General features: G+C 46.4%; 14 protein-coding genes. 12 read left to right on the top strand and 2 right to left on the bottom strand.

The window, feature by feature from the left end; genetic code table 11:
* Window position 1 precedes the first annotated feature (1 nt).
* The gene (locus JWG88_RS02250; protein WP_205232054.1) at window positions 2-1,258 is read right to left on the bottom strand and encodes a response regulator; all 1,257 of its coding nucleotides are present in this window, start codon (window positions 1,256-1,258) and stop codon (window positions 2-4) included.
* Window positions 1,259-1,876: 618 nt separating this feature from the next.
* Here JWG88_RS02250 and JWG88_RS02255 point away from each other — a divergent pair.
* From JWG88_RS02255 to JWG88_RS02270, 4 genes are all read left to right on the top strand, one after another.
* Entirely contained in the window at window positions 1,877-5,317 is a 3,441-nt protein-coding gene (locus JWG88_RS02255; protein WP_205232055.1) for a response regulator, read from the top strand.
* Entirely contained in the window at window positions 5,310-6,398 is a 1,089-nt protein-coding gene (locus JWG88_RS02260) for a response regulator (RefSeq protein WP_205232056.1), read from the top strand. The genes JWG88_RS02255 and JWG88_RS02260 overlap by 8 nt, the downstream gene beginning before the upstream one ends.
* 194 nt (window positions 6,399-6,592) lie before the next feature.
* Entirely contained in the window at window positions 6,593-8,005 is a 1,413-nt protein-coding gene (locus JWG88_RS02265; RefSeq protein ID WP_205232057.1) for a sensor histidine kinase, read from the top strand.
* A complete protein-coding gene (locus JWG88_RS02270; RefSeq protein ID WP_205232058.1) occupies window positions 7,983-9,410 on the top strand; it encodes a sigma-54-dependent transcriptional regulator in 1,428 nt (475 codons plus the stop codon). Before JWG88_RS02265 ends, JWG88_RS02270 begins: the two co-directional genes overlap by 23 nt.
* Window positions 9,411-9,432: 22 nt before the next feature.
* Here the strand turns inward: JWG88_RS02270 and JWG88_RS02275 are convergent, their stop codons facing one another.
* Entirely contained in the window at window positions 9,433-9,813 is a 381-nt protein-coding gene (locus JWG88_RS02275; protein ID WP_205232059.1) for a hypothetical protein, read from the bottom strand.
* A 277-nt stretch (window positions 9,814-10,090) separates the two neighbouring features.
* Here JWG88_RS02275 and JWG88_RS02280 point away from each other — a divergent pair, with 277 nt between their 5' ends.
* From JWG88_RS02280 to JWG88_RS02315, 8 genes are all read left to right on the top strand, one after another.
* On the top strand, window positions 10,091-11,152 hold the full coding sequence (locus tag JWG88_RS02280) for a PAS domain-containing sensor histidine kinase (RefSeq protein ID WP_205232060.1): 1,062 nt from the start codon (window positions 10,091-10,093) through the stop codon (window positions 11,150-11,152).
* 321 nt (window positions 11,153-11,473) lie between these two features.
* Window positions 11,474-12,079, top strand: coding sequence for a hypothetical protein (locus JWG88_RS02285; RefSeq protein WP_205232061.1), 606 nt, complete (start codon window positions 11,474-11,476; stop codon window positions 12,077-12,079).
* A gap of 9 nt (window positions 12,080-12,088) precedes the next feature.
* Complete coding sequence (locus tag JWG88_RS02290; protein ID WP_205232062.1) at window positions 12,089-13,747, top strand: sensor histidine kinase; 1,659 nt, start codon at window positions 12,089-12,091, stop codon at window positions 13,745-13,747.
* A 61-nt stretch (window positions 13,748-13,808) separates the two neighbouring features.
* Window positions 13,809-14,240 (top strand): response regulator, encoded by a 432-nt coding sequence (locus JWG88_RS02295; protein ID WP_205232063.1) that lies wholly within the window; start codon window positions 13,809-13,811, stop codon window positions 14,238-14,240.
* 62 nt (window positions 14,241-14,302) lie between these two features.
* The gene (locus JWG88_RS02300) at window positions 14,303-15,571 is read left to right on the top strand and encodes a sulfite exporter TauE/SafE family protein (RefSeq protein ID WP_205232064.1); all 1,269 of its coding nucleotides are present in this window, start codon (window positions 14,303-14,305) and stop codon (window positions 15,569-15,571) included.
* 1 nt (window position 15,572) lies between these two features.
* Window positions 15,573-16,262 (top strand): hypothetical protein, encoded by a 690-nt coding sequence (locus JWG88_RS02305; RefSeq protein WP_205232065.1) that lies wholly within the window; start codon window positions 15,573-15,575, stop codon window positions 16,260-16,262.
* A gap of 156 nt (window positions 16,263-16,418) precedes the next feature.
* A complete protein-coding gene (locus tag JWG88_RS02310; RefSeq protein WP_205232066.1) occupies window positions 16,419-19,013 on the top strand; it encodes a PEP/pyruvate-binding domain-containing protein in 2,595 nt (864 codons plus the stop codon).
* A gap of 1 nt (window position 19,014) precedes the next feature.
* Window positions 19,015-19,395 (top strand): response regulator, encoded by a 381-nt coding sequence (locus JWG88_RS02315; RefSeq protein ID WP_205232067.1) that lies wholly within the window; start codon window positions 19,015-19,017, stop codon window positions 19,393-19,395.
* Window positions 19,396-19,407: the final 12 nt, after the last annotated feature.

Raw genomic sequence — 19,407 nt, forward strand, 5'->3', positions numbered from 1 at the left:
ATCAATTCGCTCCTCGTATCTGCTCCACTTTCTTTATTTGGTTTGAATCAAATGCATTGCCATGCAGTTTTTCATTGGCTTTTTTTATGGTTTCGGAGAGTTCTTCAATATCCACCGGTTTATTCATGTAGGCGAATGCTCCGAACTTCATGCATTTCTCCATATCCTCATTGGTGCCGTGACCAGTGAGAATGATCACCTCGACCTCGGGGGCCAGTTCTTTGGTTCTGCGCAGTACCTCGATACCATGCAGGCCCGGCATCTTCAAATCCAGAACCATGATGTCGGGACGGTCTTCTGCTATCAGATCAAGGGCGTCACTACCGTTATATACCCCATAGGTTCCAACATCGCGACTGATCAGGCGCTGCGCCACAGTCTGCACAAATTCCTTCTCGTCATCAACGAAAAGCACTTTTGAAGGCAATTCAAATTTTTGCCTGCGATAGATCGATTCATTATAGTCGGCACCTCTGGTCACATTCACCTGGCCTGCGCCACCGGCCTTTGCTGCCAACTCACTCAGCTCTTCGACCAGTCTGTTGAAGTTGTACACGCTCTTCTGCACCACAAGGTTTATTCTGCCCTCCTCTACGCTAACCTTTACCTTATGGCCATTGTTGAGGAGGATCCGCTCTACCTCGACTTCGATTTTGAAATCATCGATAGCCCGTTGAGATTCGGCAGTGCGCAGAACCGAAGTAGTATGGTATCGTTTGGTGATTTCATCGACCAATTCTTCCTGCTTCTTCCCCGCCGCAGGAATTACGAGGTCGTAGAGTGATTTATCATAAGCTTCTTTCTGAAAAAGAAAATCGGACCAGCTATAGGCACTGAAATCATGATTCCTTACTGCTCTTTTGGCCTCCTTCAGTGACATACCCTCCAGCACGGCGCGATCGATCCGAGACTGTTTTTTATTGACCACAAGCACCTTTAAAACATGTGCTATGCGTTGTGGAATCAGCAGGGTGAAAAAACCATGAAACAGATACGCGGTATGAGTATCCAGGACTTCGGCAAGAACCGAGCGCATCCTGTTTACCATGAGCTCTCGCTCCAGAGTAAACTGGTTGAATACAGATGTTTTTCCATACATCATTTCTTTTATTTTATCAGGATGAACGTTGTGCTCGGTCGCGGTATCGGCTATAAACTTTTCATCCGCATATATCTGTAATTCAAGGGCAGTAGAGAGTTCACCAATAACCCCGGCAACAGGAGTATATTTACAAGGAAACATTGCAATTGATGACATGATGGACCTCTTTGGGTAAAATTAAAAAACTTAATGTTTAAACCTGCATCAATTTGTCTCTTGTATTGCATAACGTGTGCCATAATTTTCCATAGAGATTAATTATATATTTCTCACTACTTAACCAATACAGCCAGCTTCCGGCGCACACGTAACAAAATGTATCACAGCACTGTACTGTATCTTTATGTATCGTTATGCACCTATGACAATACTTGCATCATATCAACCGATTCAGGCCAATTTCCCCTAACTTGACCTTTGTCTTTCAATTTTCTTCTCGGCTAAATATAAACCGGGGCAAGATGCAGTAAAACATATGCGGGGCATAGCAATTCGCGCATCGAAGAAAAAATACAACTACAACTGGAGCCTGCATATGATTCATGAAAACGATCAATGCGTCGATAGATGCGCTTTGCCAAACAGTTATAAACGGCCCGGCCCCATTACTCATTTAGATGAGTAATAAATCAAAATGGAATAATCCGTTTATGGTATGATTATTGCTGGCTCTTTAAATTGCAAGGAAGAATATATAAACCAAGTCTTACTCTGTCCGAAGCCTTAGAAATAGATTTACTAAACCGGTGATAATCACCCTGCGGTAGGCGCGACATGAAGACCAGATTCGGATCTAATACAGAATTGTTTGATCGGCTCATTCAAGTTCTTTTAATCTCCTTCGTCTTGATGGGTTTTCCAGAAGATATCAAGGCAGTACAAAAAACTTTGAGGATCGGTGTCTTAGCCACTAGAGGCGCAGAACAATGCTTAAACGATTGGACGCCCACCGCAGAATATCTCACCCGGCAAATCCCCGATTATCGTTTTGTCATCGTACCTCTTGAGCATAACCAGATTATTCCTAGCGTTAAAAACCAGCATGTTGATTTTGTCTTCGCCAATTCATCCTATTATGTGGAACTGGAGCAGGAATATGGTGTCAACAGGATTGCAACAATCAAAGAGATTCGACTCGATCGGGTTTTTTCGAAATACGGAGGCGTTATTTTCTGTCGCTCAAACCGCCGGGATATCAAAGCATTATCTGATCTAAAGGGGAAATCCTTTATGGGGGTTTCGGAAGGCTCCCTGGGTGGATGGCAAATGGCCTGGCGCGACTTACAGGAGAAAGGAATAAGACCGCATCGCGACTTCAGGAGTGTCAGTTTCGGAGAAACCCATGACGAGGTTGTCTATGCCGTTCGTGATGGTTTGGTTGATATCGGCACCGTCAGAACCAACACCCTTGAAACGCTCAGCGCTGAAGGTAAAATCAATCTCGAAGATTTTTTCATTTTCCCACCGCTCTTCGATCCGGAGGTCACACCCCCCTATTTCTGCTCAACCAGGGAATATCCCAATTGGCCTATGGCAAAACTCAAGAATACGCCCGACGAACTTGCCGAAAAAGTGACGGTGGCCCTTCTCGGAATGCAGCCGGATTCACCGGCGGCACTTGCAGGTGAATATGGAGGTTGGACAATTCCACTTAATTATCAGCCTGTCATAGAGGCGATGAAGGAGCTTCATCTGGGACCATATCAAAATTCCGGTCAGGTGACTTTTTCCGACCTATTGCGCCAGTACAGCCATTGGATAGTCTTCTTTTTTGTAATATTTTGCTCGCATGTGATTTTCACGCTTTTGGTTATGAAACTTAATCGCAAGATTAAATCTTCCCATTCCATCCTCAAGAAAGAAATGGAGCTCCATAAAATAATGGATAAGGAACTGGGGCTGGCCAAAGAACAAGCCGAGGCGGCCACCAACGCCAAAAGTCAATTTCTTGCCAATATGAGCCATGAGATTCGCACCCCGATGAATGGGATTATAGCCGCAACCGAGTTGGCCCTTGAAGAACCCGATACCGATGAAGTCAAGCATTACCTCCAGATTGTCCAGAACTCGGCATATACCTTACTCGGAATAATCAATGATATCCTTGATTATTCTAAAATCGAGGCCGGTCAGCTTGAACTCAAGGATCGGGTATTCCGGCTTGACGAGATGTTTGATGGAGTAATGGATGTATTTATCAATCAAGCCTCGGAAAAAGGGATAGAACTTTTGGTTGATATTGACAAGAATACACCGCGAATATTACGCGGAGACTCTTTGCGACTTCAACAAATCCTCACTAATCTGATTAGCAATTCCATAAAATTCACCGCCGCGGAAGGCACCATCATAGTCAGTGTCAGAGTCGCAGACAGCAACGAGGTACTGAATGATGACCAGGTAATGCTTTTCTTTACTGTAAAAGACGCGGGCGCCGGTATCTCCCCGGATTACCTTCCCCTGCTCTTTGAGCCGTTCACCCAGGGTGATGCATCATCGACCAGGCAGCACGAAGGAACCGGGCTGGGTTTGAGTATCTGTAAAAAATTTGTGACAATGATGCACGGAACAATCGGAGTAGAAAGTGTGTTGGGAGAAGGCAGTACTTTTTACTTTACCGTAAGGCTGCAAATTGCAGCGACAATACTCGGCAGCTTGTTCGAGGTGCCGCAGGATATCAGAGGCATAAATATTCTGGTTGTCGATGACTGTGCTGAAAGCCGAAGTATCATGTCAAAGATGCTGACCTCGCTGGATTTCCGGGTTGAGACCCTTAATTCCGGCGTTGACGTCCTGCGGAGGCTGGGGGCAGATGCCAAGGCGGCAAAAAATGAAGTGGATCTGATCTTGATGGATTGGAAAATGCCCGCCATGAGCGGCGTGGAGGCGGCTCATAAAATTCGCAATGATCTCGGTCTCAACCTGCCGATTATCATCATGACGGCATATCCGCGCGAAATACACAAAAGCGAAGCCGAACAGGCGGGAGCAAACGGCTTCCTGACTAAACCCATTTTACAATCGACTCTTTTCGATGCACTCATGGACGCTTTCGGCAAAAACGTTATTCCTAAAAATGGCGCTCAACCCCTCTTCACCACAAAAGCTTCCATTTACAAACATCATCTGAAAGGAAGCAGGATATTGGTTGCCGAAGATAATCCTACCAACCAGGATGTGGTCAAAGCCATGCTCAAAACCGCCGGCATCATCGTCACCATGGCAAACAACGGAGAAGAGGCCGTTGAAAAGGTGGAAAATTATGAGTTCGATGCAGTTCTCATGGATGTTCAAATGCCGAAGATGGATGGCTATCAGGCGACACAACACATTCGCTCCATGCCCGGCGGTCAGACCTTGCCCATCATTGCCATGACTGCGCATGCCATGAAGGGCGATGAAGAAAAATGTCTGGAAGCCGGGATGGATGGCTACATCGCCAAGCCTCTCAAGCAGGATCGTTTCTTTTATACAATTTGGCGTATTTTACAGAAAAAAGTCGCAAAACCGGATAGGCTCATTGCCGATGCAACATCCTCAGATATCGATCCCTCTAGTCAAGATAGCGAAATACCATTTCAAAAAAACAACATTAGTCCAGAACTGCTCCCTGGCATAGATATAGAGGGGGTGCTGCGATCAACCGGGCTGGCTTACCCGGCATTTGTGGAAATTCTCCTGGGTTTTTATCGGGACACGGAAGATACCTCCGCAAAAATACAGGATGCTGTGGAAAAAAATAACAGAGAAGATCTGCAGACCCTGGCTCATAGCCTGAAGGGCAGTGGAGCCAATATCGGGGCGGCTTCTTTGGCAAAGATGGCGCATGAACTTGAACAGGCCTACCAAAATCGCCCCGCCGCTGAAAATCTTGGTGAACCAGCCGGGGGACTCAAAAAGGAGCTTGAGCGGGTTCGAACAGGTATTGCTTTGTTGCCAAAAAAAGAAAAAGACCATCCTGAAAAACGCCCCAGTCTGCATGTGAAAAAAGATTTATCGGCTTTTCTCTCTGTTCTGGCGGAAGCCGTGGAACGAGCAGACCCTTCTGAAATTCTGGGAATTCTGACAGAGATCAGTAAAAACACAACCACACAGACAGCTTCAAACCGGCGTCTTTTTCTGGACCTGGAAAGGCACATTCGCCGCTATGATTACGACCAGGCCCTTCTCTCAATAGCAGATTTACAAAGGAGCATGGAAAATCAAAATGAATGAATCGCAATCTTTGATTCTAATTGTTGACGATAATGCAACTAATATAGATGTGCTGGTGCGGACTCTGGAAAAGGAACATCGGCTTGGAATTGCCAAAAATGGCAAAAATGCGCTCACCTACGCTATAAAATTTCAGCCGGATCTCATCCTTCTGGACATCATGATGCCTGAGATGAATGGCTATGATGTCTGTGCCAGACTTAAGGAAAATCCAGATACCAACGGCATCCCGGTTATTTTTATTACGGCCAGAAGTGCTATGGTTGATAAGACAAAAGCCTTTGAAATTGGCGCGGTCGATTATATTACCAAACCTTTTCATGCAGCTGAGGTCAAGGCCAGAGTAAAGACTCATCTCACCCTGGCAGAAATGAAAAACAGGCTCAGCCACCAAAATGAGCTGCTCGAGCAAAAGGTTGAGAAAAAGACCTCGGAGATCAAGGAAATGCTTCAGGGCAGTATTCTGAGCATGTCACTCATGTCGGAGATCCGGGACCCTTATACCGCCGGGCATCAACAACGCGTTGCCCAGCTGGCCTGCGCCCTTGCCAGAGATTTGGGATTATCTGCCTCAATTATTGAGGGTATTCGTATAGCCGCTATTCTCCATGATGTCGGAAAAATCAGGACTCCGGTTTCAATCCTGACCAGAACCGGGCAGCTCCTCGATGCTGAAATGGCGGTGATCAAAATCCATTCGCAGGTAGGGTTTGAAATCCTAAAAAATATCCCCTTCCCATGGCCCTGTGCCCAAATCGTTCTGCAGCACCATGAGCGGCTCGACGGCAGCGGATATCCTTTTGGGCTCCGCGATAACGATATCCTTCTTGAAGCAAAGATCCTGGCAGTTGCCGATGTAACGGAAGCGATCAGTTCATTCAGACCTTATCGACCCGCTCAGGGAATCGATGCGGCCATGAATGAAATCAAAAAACATCGAGGCACAACCTATGATGCCGATGTGGCTGATGCCTGTCTAAACCTCTTCCAAACAAGCTCATTTCAGTTTAACGATACAAACGACAGAGCCCTTACGCCGCCAGCAGATTCAACCATGTCGGTGTCTACAATTGTCGATTAAGCAGATGGGCTGAAAGAATCGAGAAACCTTAACGGTAAATCTACCATTCAGATAAATGAGCACCCGATTCAGCTGACAGATTGCCGGCTCGCCACCATCGGAAAGGAAAAAACCGCATGAATTTAAGCCTCAGATCAAGAATTATCTGCCTATTTTTCTCTATGGGATCAATAACATTGGTCGGAGGTGTCGTCATGCTCAGGTACACTCACCAAATCGACTCAACACTTCACGAATTAGTGAGAAAAGAGCTTGTCCTCTACCAAATCGCTGGAGACATGGAGCTTGCACTGGCCAATCAAAAAGGTTTCCTCACGTATTATCTCGTTGATGGAGATGGTAAATGGCTCGAGTCTCTGGGAAAATATCGCCAGGTTTTTCAACAAAGTCTCGACCAGGCATACCAATTGGAGCCCAGTGGAAGGCAAAAAGAAACTCTTGATCGTATTGCCATGAAATACAAGAGCTACATAGAGGCAAAGGATGTCGTAGTTGAGAATTATAAAAAAACCGCCTTTGGGGTTCAACCAAGCATATCGTACCTTCATGAGCAGCAACGGGATGTTTTTTTCCAACTCCTGGAACGCTGTCGAGCATTCAGCTTTGATCAATGGAAATCTCTTGTAGAAACGGAAAATATTACCATCCAGCGCTCCAGCAAATTAAGAGCAACGGTTTATGGCGCCATTATTCTTTTCATGAGCTTATGCGGGCTTTTCCTTTTTGTTCTCTACAAACATATTCTCGGCCCTATTCGCGGACTGGCCATTGAGACGGGAAGCTCGCCAAAGGAGAGCACCAAAGATGAAGTTGTTTCTTTGAGCCAATCCTTAAAAGGGATGATGAAGGATTTTGATGAAACGCATGATGAACTTGCGAAAAGCAGGAAACATCTTCTCCAGGCTGAAAGAATGGCAATGATCGGCGAACTGGCTGCCGGGGTCGCGCATACCATTCGGAATCCTTTCACTTCAATTAAAATGAGGATGTTCTCCCTGACCCGCACTCTTGATCTTGCCGACACCCAGCATGAAGATCTCAAAGTCATCTCTGATGAGATTGGCAGGATAGACAACATCGTCCAGAATTTCCTTGAATTCGCCAGACCGCCAAAACTCAAGCTGGAAGAATGCCGAGTCTCCGACTTGATTAAATCAGTAATAATATTAATGGAATACCGGCTGAAAGAGTACGATGCCGAGCTTCGTTATATCAGCCAACCGGATCTTCCCAGGATCATGGTCGATGCCGACAGGCTCAAGGAAGCGCTGGTCAATCTCATCACGAACTCCTGTGAGGCAATGGGTCGTGGCGGTATTATCGAAATAACGGAACAACTGGAGAGAGATCCCGAAATGGGACATATTGCCGTTATTACCCTGCGAGATAACGGCCCTGGTATACCGGAATCGATTCGCTATAAAGTTATGGCTCCATTCTTCACCACCAAAGAAGAAGGCTCAGGCTTGGGACTCAGCATAGTCAACAGGATCGTCAAGGAACACAGAGGAAAGCTGCTGCTCTCCCCATCATCCGAAAAGAACGCTGAATTCATCATTAAATTACCAGTAAGAGGATATATTCATGAGCCTGATACTCATAATTGATGATGACATTCAGCTGTGTCGAAGCTTTACCAAAATCTTATCTCAGGATGGTTATGCCACGGCAACTGCCACCAGTGGACAGCAAGGCATAGAGCGCGTCAAAAACCTTCAGCCGGACGTTGTGATCCTCGATATCAGACTGCCGGATATCTCCGGCATTGAGGTGTTCGGTAGAATTCACGAACTTTACCCCAAACTGCCTGTGATAATCATCACAGCCTTCGGCACCACCGAGACCGCAATCGGTGCCATCCAGAAAGGCGCCTATGATTACATCTACAAACCTTTCGATGTTCCGGAGATGCTCCTGCTTGTCGAAAAAGCCGTGATAGCCGGACGCTGCATGACCACCCCGGTGGAATTCAATCCGGTCCTGGAGAACCTCTCCAATCGTGAAGCATTAGTGGGGAGCAGCAATGAAATGCTTGAGGTATACAAGGCCATCGGCAGAGTGTCCTCAACCGATGCCACCGTCCTGGTCAGAGGGGAATCGGGTACAGGGAAAGAACTGGCCTCCCGGGCAATTTACAACCACTCCCTCCGCCTCGATAAACCCTTCATGGTAGTCAACTGTGTGGCCATCCCTGAAACGCTCCTCGAAAGTGAGCTTTTCGGTTATGAAAAAGGTGCCTTTACTGGTGCGACACACAGAAAGGTTGGCAAAATTGAACAGGCTCGGGGCGGCACTGTTTTTCTTGACGAAATAGGTGACATGCCCCTGAGTATCCAGTCAAAATTTTTGCGCCTCCTTCAGGAAAACAGCATAGAGAGACTTGGCGGCAAAGAACCTATTGACGTTGATGTGCGGATCATCGCCGCTACAAATAAAGATTTGGAAAGTGGTGTTGCAGCAGGAACATTCAGGGAGGATTTGTACTATAGACTTCGGGTGGTGACGATAACCATGCCTTCCCTGCGCAGGCGCAAGGATGATATCCCCCCCCTTACCCAGTATCTTCTGGCAAGGTTTTCAAACGATATGGCAATCGACAACCCGGGTATCAGCGAAGAAGCACTCCGAAAAATCATGAAATACGACTGGCCCGGCAATATTCGTGAACTATCAAATACTCTGAAAAAATCTCTCATTTTTAACAGGGGCGCACCTATATTACCGGAAGAGATTACCTTTCATGAATTGAGTCATACAAAAGACCAAAACCAGGAGAATGGAGACATAGCCGGTGTCCAGCAATGGATACGGGCGACACTTCTTGCCGGGAAAGAACATAAGCCCTATGATAGCTGCCTGGATCATGTCGCATCGCTTTTGGTCCGTGAAGCGTTAGACATAAGCAATGGAAATCGTTCAAAGGCTTCGAAATTACTAGGTATTACGAGACCGACCTTGCATGCAAAAATGGAAAAATACAATATTATCTGCGGATTTAACAGTCAGACATGAAAGACCTCATCGAGCTTCACCCTCAGCAGCGGGATTCAGCCGCGAACAGCCGTATCATTTCTTTCAACGATCCGATACTCGAGGCACTTTTCTCGATTACATGAATATTACCGCCGATTTCAATTTCGCCAATCCATTCATCATACGCATGGAAAACAATCTGAACGGCTGGCCTCTGCAGCAGAATTTCCTCAATCACCTTCCGGTCGCTAGCACTTAGCACTTCCGGATCAATGACAATGACATCAGGATAAAAAGCATCGGTTAAATTGCGGATAATCCCCAAGCCACTGCCCACGCATAAAACAGTATGTCCGTCTCTCTCCAGTTCTCTTTTTATAAAATCCCTGACATAATGGTTTATATCGGTCACCAAGAGGCGCAATTTTTGCGATACAATCATGCCTTATTCCTCCACTGAACAGCTTTTGCATTACTGTTTTAAAATTCTGGCGAATGCGAGCCTTGCCGGTCTCTCAAAATTTTGCACAAAGCGTTCCATATCTTTGATTATCGAAGATTTGGATCCCAAAGATATCCACACTGTGAAACTGTAAAGAGGGCATGGCACAAACTATGCAATAACAATATCAGTCACATGTACTTGACACGGTGAACAATGATTTGCTTTCCGATTGCCCTGATACCCAGGGTTTTCCAACGAGCAGAGGGAAAAATTCATGTCGAAAATGATGATCCAAAACAATGTCCATGAAACAATTATGCGGAACATTCCACTGGGATTTCTTATGGTTAATCGTGATGGCGTCATCATTGAATTTAATGAAGTGGCTGAAACTATCACCGGGTTTGCAAAATATGAAGTTATAGGAAAACCTCATTGTGATTTTTTTCATTGCAATTCAGGCGCTAATACCTGTCTTCTTCTGGAACCCGGATGGGACATATGTAAAAATATTGTAGAAACTGAAAGCAGTTTTTTTAATAAAAAAGGGAAGCAAATAATCATATCCGCAACAATCTTCCCTCTTAAGGATGATAATGGCAACTTTCAGGGAGCGGTGAAATTGTTCAGAGATATTTCCCGACGTTCCAAGATAGAAAGAGAGCGTAAGAATATTCTGGCGATGTTTGCGCATGATATAAAAAACCCTGCAATTGCCTCGGCTCTATTTGTCACCAGAATTCTAACGGATAAAGCCTGCGCACTGACAGAGTGTCAGAAGTCCTGCCTCGATATCGTCCACGAGAACATCACTAAAATTATCGATTACACAGATGACTTTCTGACATTCTCCTTATTTGATGAGAAGCAGTATCTTCCCGAGAAGAGGCCCTATGACATCGTTGCGGGAATACTGCAGGTAATTGAATCGGAAAAAGCTGCAGCGGAAAAAAAACAGGTGACAATCGATTTCAAACAACCGATGAAGCCGATAATAATCAGCGCGGATGAAAAGATGCTTGACCGGGTTATTTCAAACTTACTTGGTAATGCTCTTAAATATTCCACATCTGATGGAACCGTTACCATTTCAGTCATTCGACAGAACAATGGTATCCATCTCTCCGTAGCCGATGCCGGCATCGGCATTCCTGACCAATCAATTCCTTATATATTCGAACCGTTTTTTCGCGTTAACAACGGCTGTAGAGGGACTGGACTCGGTCTGGCTATCTCAAAAAGCATAATTGAAGCTCATAAAGGGCAAATATATGTTGAGAGTCGTTTGGGAAAAGGAAGCACATTTCATTGCATCCTCCCCGTAGAAGCAGCTTAACTCCCATAGTTTTTATAAAGTATATCGGTACCTCGAATCAGAGTATGTGTTCAGCTAAGTTTCCGACAGAAAAATTTCCCTTTATCCTATAGCCCCTCGTGTCAGCTTTTTTTACATAGTGTAAACCTGTCTGACGCTCCTTCTCCTGCAACTACTCCGATCCGGCGCCAAGCCCCCCACATCTACACACAACAATACATATACAACTGTAATAACGTACATTTAACATTAATTGTTTTTCCTTATCATATTGGCATATCAGTTGCGTATACCATTGTGGAGTGAGTGCAAAACACCTATAGCTTCAAAGGGCAGCGAACTATGCTTAAGGGTTGGTATTATAATAAAAAAAACGGGCAGCGGCTCCTCTCAGTCGGGGAGATAGCAGACGCCTGCTGTTGCTCGGTAGACAAGGTGGAGGATTGGTTTGCCGGCAAGTTACTCTATCAGACAGAAGGTGTTTATGTAGATTCCGGGGAAGTTGTAGCATTTCTGGTAAGAAACAGCATGCCTGTTTCTCCCGCCCTCCTGCCCCCGATATCGCTGAAGATACTTTTCATTTCGCCGGATGCCACCGAGATCGTCAATCAACAGGAGAACATTGACCTCCTTCTCAGTTACTTCAAAAGCAGGGCAAACATTCTCGTTGAGAATTCATCGGCCGGAAAATTTGCCGATCTGACAATCCTTACCTTCGTACCGGATGTTGTTGTTTATTTCTTACCTCTTCATGACAGGACGAGCAACAATACGCTGACACTCCTGTCAAGTTTCCCGGAACTCAAAACTATCCTTTTTGTGAATGACACGGATCGGAAAGCAGTGGAGAACGCCCACTCTATTTCGACAGCGCATCTTATCATCAGCAACACATTGCCCAGTGATCAAGTGACAGCACTACTTCGTTCAACTTTCGGCAAGGCCTGAGGATACGCCATGGAAAGGAAACAAAATTATTACCGAACAATCACCAAACGTCTTTTGATTATTTTCTTTTGCCTGAGCGTCCTGCCCATAGTCAGTGTCGGATTGAGTACCAAGAATGCAGTCGAGCAAACCAACATCATAAAACTCCAGGAGATTGCCGAAAGCACTATAGAGCATAGAACTGAAGTTATTTCGCTGTTTCTAAAAGACAAAATTCATCTTCTCACCATGATAGTCGGCCTCTATTCCGAAGAGTTTCTTTCTCAACAGGAGAATCTTGATCAACTCTTTCTGGCAGTGGCGCCGAAGGGAGATATCGTCGATCTGCAGGTTATTGATGTAACAGGAACACAGCATGCCTATGTGGGTCCCTACCGGGCTATGATCGCGGGTAAAAAATATGACAATTCACCCTGGTTCCAGGAAACACTCATCAGCGGAGTCCACATAAGTGATGTTTTTACCGGATACCGCAACGTCCCTCATTTTGTCGTCGCGGTAACGAATCCACTGAAAAATTATGTGCTCAGAGCAACTATCAACTCCAGTATTTTCAACGCATTATTGCTCTCAGCGCAATTAGGTCCACAAGGAGACGCTTTTATTGTCAACCGTAATGGCGAGTTTCAGACGCCAAGTCTGCAAGGAGCAGACAAGCTGACAGAAACCGAAAAGCAACTGATTTCTTTCGATGCTCCAAAAGGATCCATTGTTACCGCAACTGATGTCTATACAACGCGCTGGATCGACAACAACCGCTGGTTGATGATTATCAAGGCAAATATCACCGATACATTAGGTCATTATTTCGAAATCAGAAACCGCATCATCATCATTGTCGTCATTGTCTCGCTCCTGGCAATGGCTGGTGCGACTCTGGCAAGTTTCACCATTTCCCGCAATCTCGAGCGGGCAGACAAAGAACATGCCGCACTCAGCATGCAGTTTGCCCAGGTAGAAAAAATGGCAACTGTGGGCCGATTGGCTGCGGGTATAGCTCACGAGATCAACAACCCCCTGCAGATGATTACCAGCCAGGCGGGCTGGATCGAGGAACTGCTACCTGAAGAAAACCCGGGGCATATCAAAAATTACAGCGAATACACAAAAGCGGTGGAGCAGATCAAATATCATGTCCGCCGAGCCGGCACCATCACCCATCGACTCCTGGGATTCTCCCGAAAAATGAGCGACCAGAAAGAGCGCGTCAACATCAATGATCTCATTGAAGAGACAATATCTTTTGTTGAGCGGGAGGCCGAATATCACAACATAACCATCGTCCGGCATATGGATTACAACCTGCCCCCTACCATGACCGACGGACCTCAGCTCCAGCAGGTTTTCCTCAACCTGATCAACAACTCAATCGATGCCGTCGATCATAACGGAGAAATCGAGATACAAACCGGTCTCGACAAGGACGGTAAGCTGATCATTACCTTCAGCGACAGCGGGCCCGGCATAGCAGGTGAAAACCTGCAGCATATTTTCGATCCCTTCTTCACCACCAAGGATATTACCAAAGGCACGGGCCTGGGACTCTATATCAGCTACGACATTATCAAGAAACTGGGAGGATCTATTTCGGTTGCCAACGGAACCAAAGGGGGTGCCGTTTTTACTATCTTTCTACCCATCTTGGAGAGAAAAGGGATTCCCAACTGAGTGAAATCCATGAACCAATTGAGAATGTAATAAATTAACACGACCTTACAAGGAGGAAACCATGAAAGAATTCAATGTATTGGTAGTAGATGATGAGCAGGAGTTTCGAGAACTGACAGTCAAGAGACTGAACAAAAGAGGCATACAGGCCAAAGGCGCCGAGAACGGCCTCGATGCCCTGGAAATACTCGAGAAAAACAATCAAAACGACGTCATTCTGCTGGACGTCAAAATGCCCGGCATCGACGGCATTGAAACACTCAGGCAAATACGCGCAAAATATCCGCTGATGGAAGTCGTCCTGTTGACAGGCCATGCCTCGGTAGATTCCGGCATAGAGGGCATGAAACTGGGCGCATTTGATTACCTGATGAAACCAATTGAACTCGATCCACTGCTGGAGAAGCTTGGTGAAGCGTATGAGAAGAAAAGGATGCATCAGGAAAAAATTGAGCAGGCACAAATAAAAAAATTCATGTCCATGCCTACTTAACGCTTTTTAAAAATTGGTATTAATTATCCTCACGATAAAAATTTAAAGGGAGCACACTTGCCATGAACTATTGCAGGGAATTTTACCGGATGCTGATCAGCGGATCTCAGGCATATGCCCGCTGGGATCTAGAAACGTCAACCACTATACTAAAGAGTAAAAAACGACTTACTGTGTTGTTTCTTCTGCTTCTGCCTATTCTTATCGGCGGTATAGCAATCGCCGCCGGAGGAGACGGGCTGCCTGAAATGCTTGGTGGAAAGAAGGCCTATATGCCGTCTTTTTACACGAATACTATTTTCTTTGCCTCGATCTTTGTGGGGCTTTGTGCGGGTCTCATCACCGGTTGCATAGGCGCGGGCGGCGGCTTTATCATCGCGCCGGCACTGATGAGCGTAGGTGTAAAGGGTATTCTGGCCGTGGGGACCGATCTTTTCCATATCTTTGCCAAGGCCATTATGGGAAGTGTCCTTCACAGGAAACTAGGCAACATCAACGTTTCGCTGGCGATAACTTTCCTGATAGGATCGATCACCGGCGCAACCCTCGGCGGCATGCTGAACCGCTATCTCTACGACCTCAATCCTGTTCTCAGCGACCTCTTTATTACTTCAGTATATGTTTTCATGCTTGGCTTCCTCGCCTTCTACGCCATGGCGGATTATCTCAAAGCCAGGAAAGGCGAAGCATTGACGGAGGGAAGTCCCCAAGAAGAAGAAATTGCCCCGATGGGCAGGCGTTTGCAGTCGATCAATTGTCCGCCGATGCTGACTTTCGATGAGGGTATAACTCCTGGCGGAAGAAAAATTTCTGCGATCTTTCTGGTGATCAGCGGTCTGGTAGTCGGTCTCGCAGCTGCGATCATGGGCGTCGGTGGCGGCTTTCTCACCTTTCCCATCTTTGTCTATGGGCTTGGAGTTTCCAGCATGACCACCGTGGGAACCGATATCTTCCAGATAGTTTTCACCGCCGGGTACAGTTCATTGAGTCAATATGCCTTCTATGGGTTCGTTTTTTATACATTGGCCATGGGTATGTTGCTCGGGTCTTTGATTGGCGTACAGATCGGCTCTCTGGTCACCAAAGTGGTACCGGGTATCATGATCCGCGGTTTTTTTGCCTTGGCGGTCTCTGCCGGTTTTATCAACCGATTCTTCGCCCTGCCCGAAAAACTGCAGGGACTTGGCTACATCCAGATCTCGAAAGGAACCGGCGCCATACTCAGCACTGTCGGTAATATCCTTTTTTTCGCGGCAATCGGTGGATTCGCTGTTTGGGTGTTTTATGTATTTTTTACCAATCTAAAAAAACTGAGAGTGGAGGAGTACTGATATGAGTATGCAGAAAAAATTAAAGACACGCGGCATATTAATGCTTGTGAGCTTCTTTGTCTTACTTGGAATCATATTCAGCCCTGTTTTTCCAGGAAACGTCAATGGACTTGGTTTCATGGACAATTTGTTTAATAAAATTTCAAAAGGATCGGTCTATTTTATCCCCTCAGCTATCGAGAGCAGCGAGCAATATTCGGGGCAGGTAATCAATGTTGCTTTTGCCATGGATACGGAGCAGCAGGCCTCTGATACTGCCGAACTTTTCAAGGCGAGCGGCGCCGAAGTCAGTCTTTCGGGCACTGAACTATCGATTAAAGGTGATATGGGCCGAATTCTAAAAACCAGCCTGAATGATGCCAATCTCATGTTTCAAAATAAGGGAGCACCGCTCAATGAAGCTTATGGTTTTGGTGAGAAGCAGGTAATGTTTAACTGGTGGAAGGCTTTCGGCGGCATTATCAAAGATCTTAACAAGCAGAAGAGCTTTAAAGAGGCTAAGATATTTGATACAATACAAAAAAAAGCACTTGAACCTGCGTACAACTACTATGGAGTCGACAGCGGAAACTACAAGGATTATTTCTTCCTGATCGTCGCAGCGCTTGCCTTTTATGTTATCTATACTCTCTGGTATGGATTTGGTATCATGTACCTCTTCGAAGGTCTGGGTCTGCAGATTGGTCATTAAGGCAATGAACGCCCTTGAGAGTCTAAGCCCCCCCATAATAGGGGGAAAGAGGAAACAAAACCACTCTCATCCTGCGCCTTGTCCAAGGGGGATGAGAGTGATTCTACGCTATCCGATATCTACCCAGCCATTCTTTTTTTGTGAGGCAGAGTGACCATGAAGCTCAAGGTTGTTTCGTATTTTAAAAAACTACTGTCTCCTACTCAACTTACCCCGCAAGACCAGGAACAGCTCAATATCGCTTTTATACAACGCTACCGCCATTTCCGCAGCCTGTTAACAGCCAACAACAACGCCCTTCAGGCAATGGCTGACCTGGAGAAACTCTATTACAGCGGCGAGAGCTACCGGATGGCGGCGGTTCGATCAAAAATCACCACAATTCTGGTGAATGTCTTCAAGATGATCCGCAATCTGGTGGAGATGTCCAACGGCAGATATAGGACATTGGAAACAATATTTGAGAAAATCGGCGACGATATTGACCAAATCATTGAAAGGAAGCCTACGTTCAGGAAAGGGCCCTTTATCATCCCCCTGAATCAGGTAAGAACATCGACCCGGGAACAGACCGGCGACAAAATGGCTCATCTTGGAGAAATATCCCGCTTACCCTCCATCCATGTGCCACAAGGCTTTGTGATAACCGCTTCTGCGACTAGACATTTTCTCCCACCTGAACATATCACCGAGATAAACCGCCGACTGCAGATTCTCGAACCCGACGATCATGACGGTTTGTATAAAACCTGTGCCGAACTGCAGAAAATTGTCCTGGAGACCCCTCTCCCCGGCGACTTGGAAGAATTGCTGCAACACCATTACGCGCTCCTGGAAAAAACCGCATCGCCTGGTTGCCTGGTGGCCCTTCGCTCCAGTGCTCTGGGAGAAGATACCATCGGAGTCACCTTTGCAGGGTTGTACCGTACGGCATTGAATGTCGACAAAAGTCATCTGGGCGAAGCCTATAAACAGGTCATTGCCAGTAAATATGGCCCCAAGGCTATTGCCTACAGACGCAGGCGCGGATTCAGACACCAGGATATAGAGATGTGCGTGGGCTGTCTTGTCATGATTGATGCCTCGGTCAGTGGTGTGACCTATACGAGCTATCCCTGGGAAAACGGAGAGACAACCGTCAGGATCGTCGCGGCACCCGGCATCGCCAAGGGAGTGGTGGACGGCACGACCCCTTCCGATCTCTTTCTGGTCAGTCGGGAGCATCCGCATCCTGTTATCTGCTCGGAGACCAGGCAAAAGCAGCAGGAAGAGGGCAAGTTCCTGTCGGACGTTCCTCTGCTCTCCCGTGAGCAGCTTATAAAAATAACGGAAACAGCACTTCTTCTTGAATATTATTTTGAACAGCCCCAGGACATTGAATGGTCCCTTGATCACCGAGGAAAGCTCTACATCCTGCAAAGCAGACCGCTTGCGGCACAAAAAGAAAAAGTCGTGGAAGAGGATATACCTAACAAGACAATTATACCCGTTACCAACAATACACCATTCTTCCACGGTGGCCTTTGTGCGAGTGAGGGAATAGCGTGCGGCAAGATTTACAAAGTTGATTCCCCGGAAGAAATGAGCCGCTTTCCTAAAGGTGCCGTGCTGATGGTGGAGTATCCCGTTCCCGACTGGGCTCCCCTGCTTAACCTGGCCACCGCAGTGCTTGCCAGTAGTGGCACGGAAGCTGGACACTTAGCCACGGTGGCCCGGGAATTCGGTATTCCCGCCCTCTTCAGTCTTCCCGATATCGTGCAAACTCTGGAAAACGGCACCTTGATTACGGTTGACAGCACTGAGCGCACCATCTATCGCGGCTGTATAGAAGATCTGATCAGCAGAAAAAAACCAAAAAAGGATATCATGGCAGGCAGCCCGGTACAGCGTATCCTCACCGAAGCACTCCAGCATATCACACCGTTGAACCTCACGGATCCTGCATCGCTGAATTTTAAGGCATCCATGTGCCAGACACTGCACGATATCACCCGTTATTGTCATGAAAAATCGGTTTCCGAGATGTTCAAATTTGGTGAAACCTACAAGTTCGATAAAGGTATGGCCAAGCGCCTGGTTGCTCAGGTGCCGCTTGAATGGTGGGTAATCAATCTGGCCGACGGTTTCCGGGAAGGAATTGACGATTCGCAGAAGGCCGTCCATATCGATGATATTGTCTCGGAACCAATGCTTGCAATCTGGCAGGGAATCTCGGCCTTTCCCTGGTTGGGTCCGCCCGCCCTCAGCACCAGGGGCTTTGGCTCGATTATCCTACAGTCGGCAATGAGGCCTGACCTTGAACCGGCCATGGCATCAAGACTTACTATTAAGAACTATTTTCTCATTTCCAAACACTTCTGTAACTTCAACGTACGCCTTGGTTATCATTATGCTATGATCGAGTCATATCTCAGCGACCTTTTAACTGAAAGCTACATCACCTTCAGGTTCAAAGGGGGCGCAGCCGACTTGAGGCGCAAGACTGTGAGAGCAAGATTACTCGCCGATATTCTGAAAGAATTTGATTTCCGTGTTGAGCTGCGTTCCGATACCCTGCTGGCACGCATTAAGAAAAAGCCGAAAGATTTTCTGATAAAGCGGCTGCAAATTCTCGGCTATCTCACCCAGCATACCCGACAGCTGGATATGGTGATGAACAGAAAAAACGCGGTTGAACACTATAAAGAGAAATTTCTCGACGATATCAACATAATGTTATCCTCCATACCACCCTTTTCAGAAGAGGCATGACATGAACCACAAAATAATGCTTGTTGACGATGAGGTTGATTTTCTTGAAATACTATCCAAATTTTTCCGCAGGAGAGGCATCGACATGATCACCGCCGATTGCTGCCTGAAGGCCTTGGATTGGCTGGGAAAGGATGCCTTCGATGTAGTGGTGATGGACGTGAGTATGCCCGGAATGAACGGTCTTGATTGCATGATGGAAATGAAAGGAATACAGCCCAACCTCGAAGTTATTATTCTCACCGGTCATGCTTCGCTGCATTCAGGTCTTATCGGCATGAAAAAAGGGGCTTTTGACTACTGCCTTAAACCGATCGATTTCGATGAGCTGCTGGAAAAGATCATATTGGCCAGAAAAAAAGCGTCAGAAAATATGGAATAGCAGTGCCCAAAA

Source organism: Desulfopila inferna (genome assembly GCF_016919005.1).
Taxonomy (GTDB): Bacteria; Desulfobacterota; Desulfobulbia; order Desulfobulbales; family Desulfocapsaceae; genus Desulfopila_A; species Desulfopila_A inferna.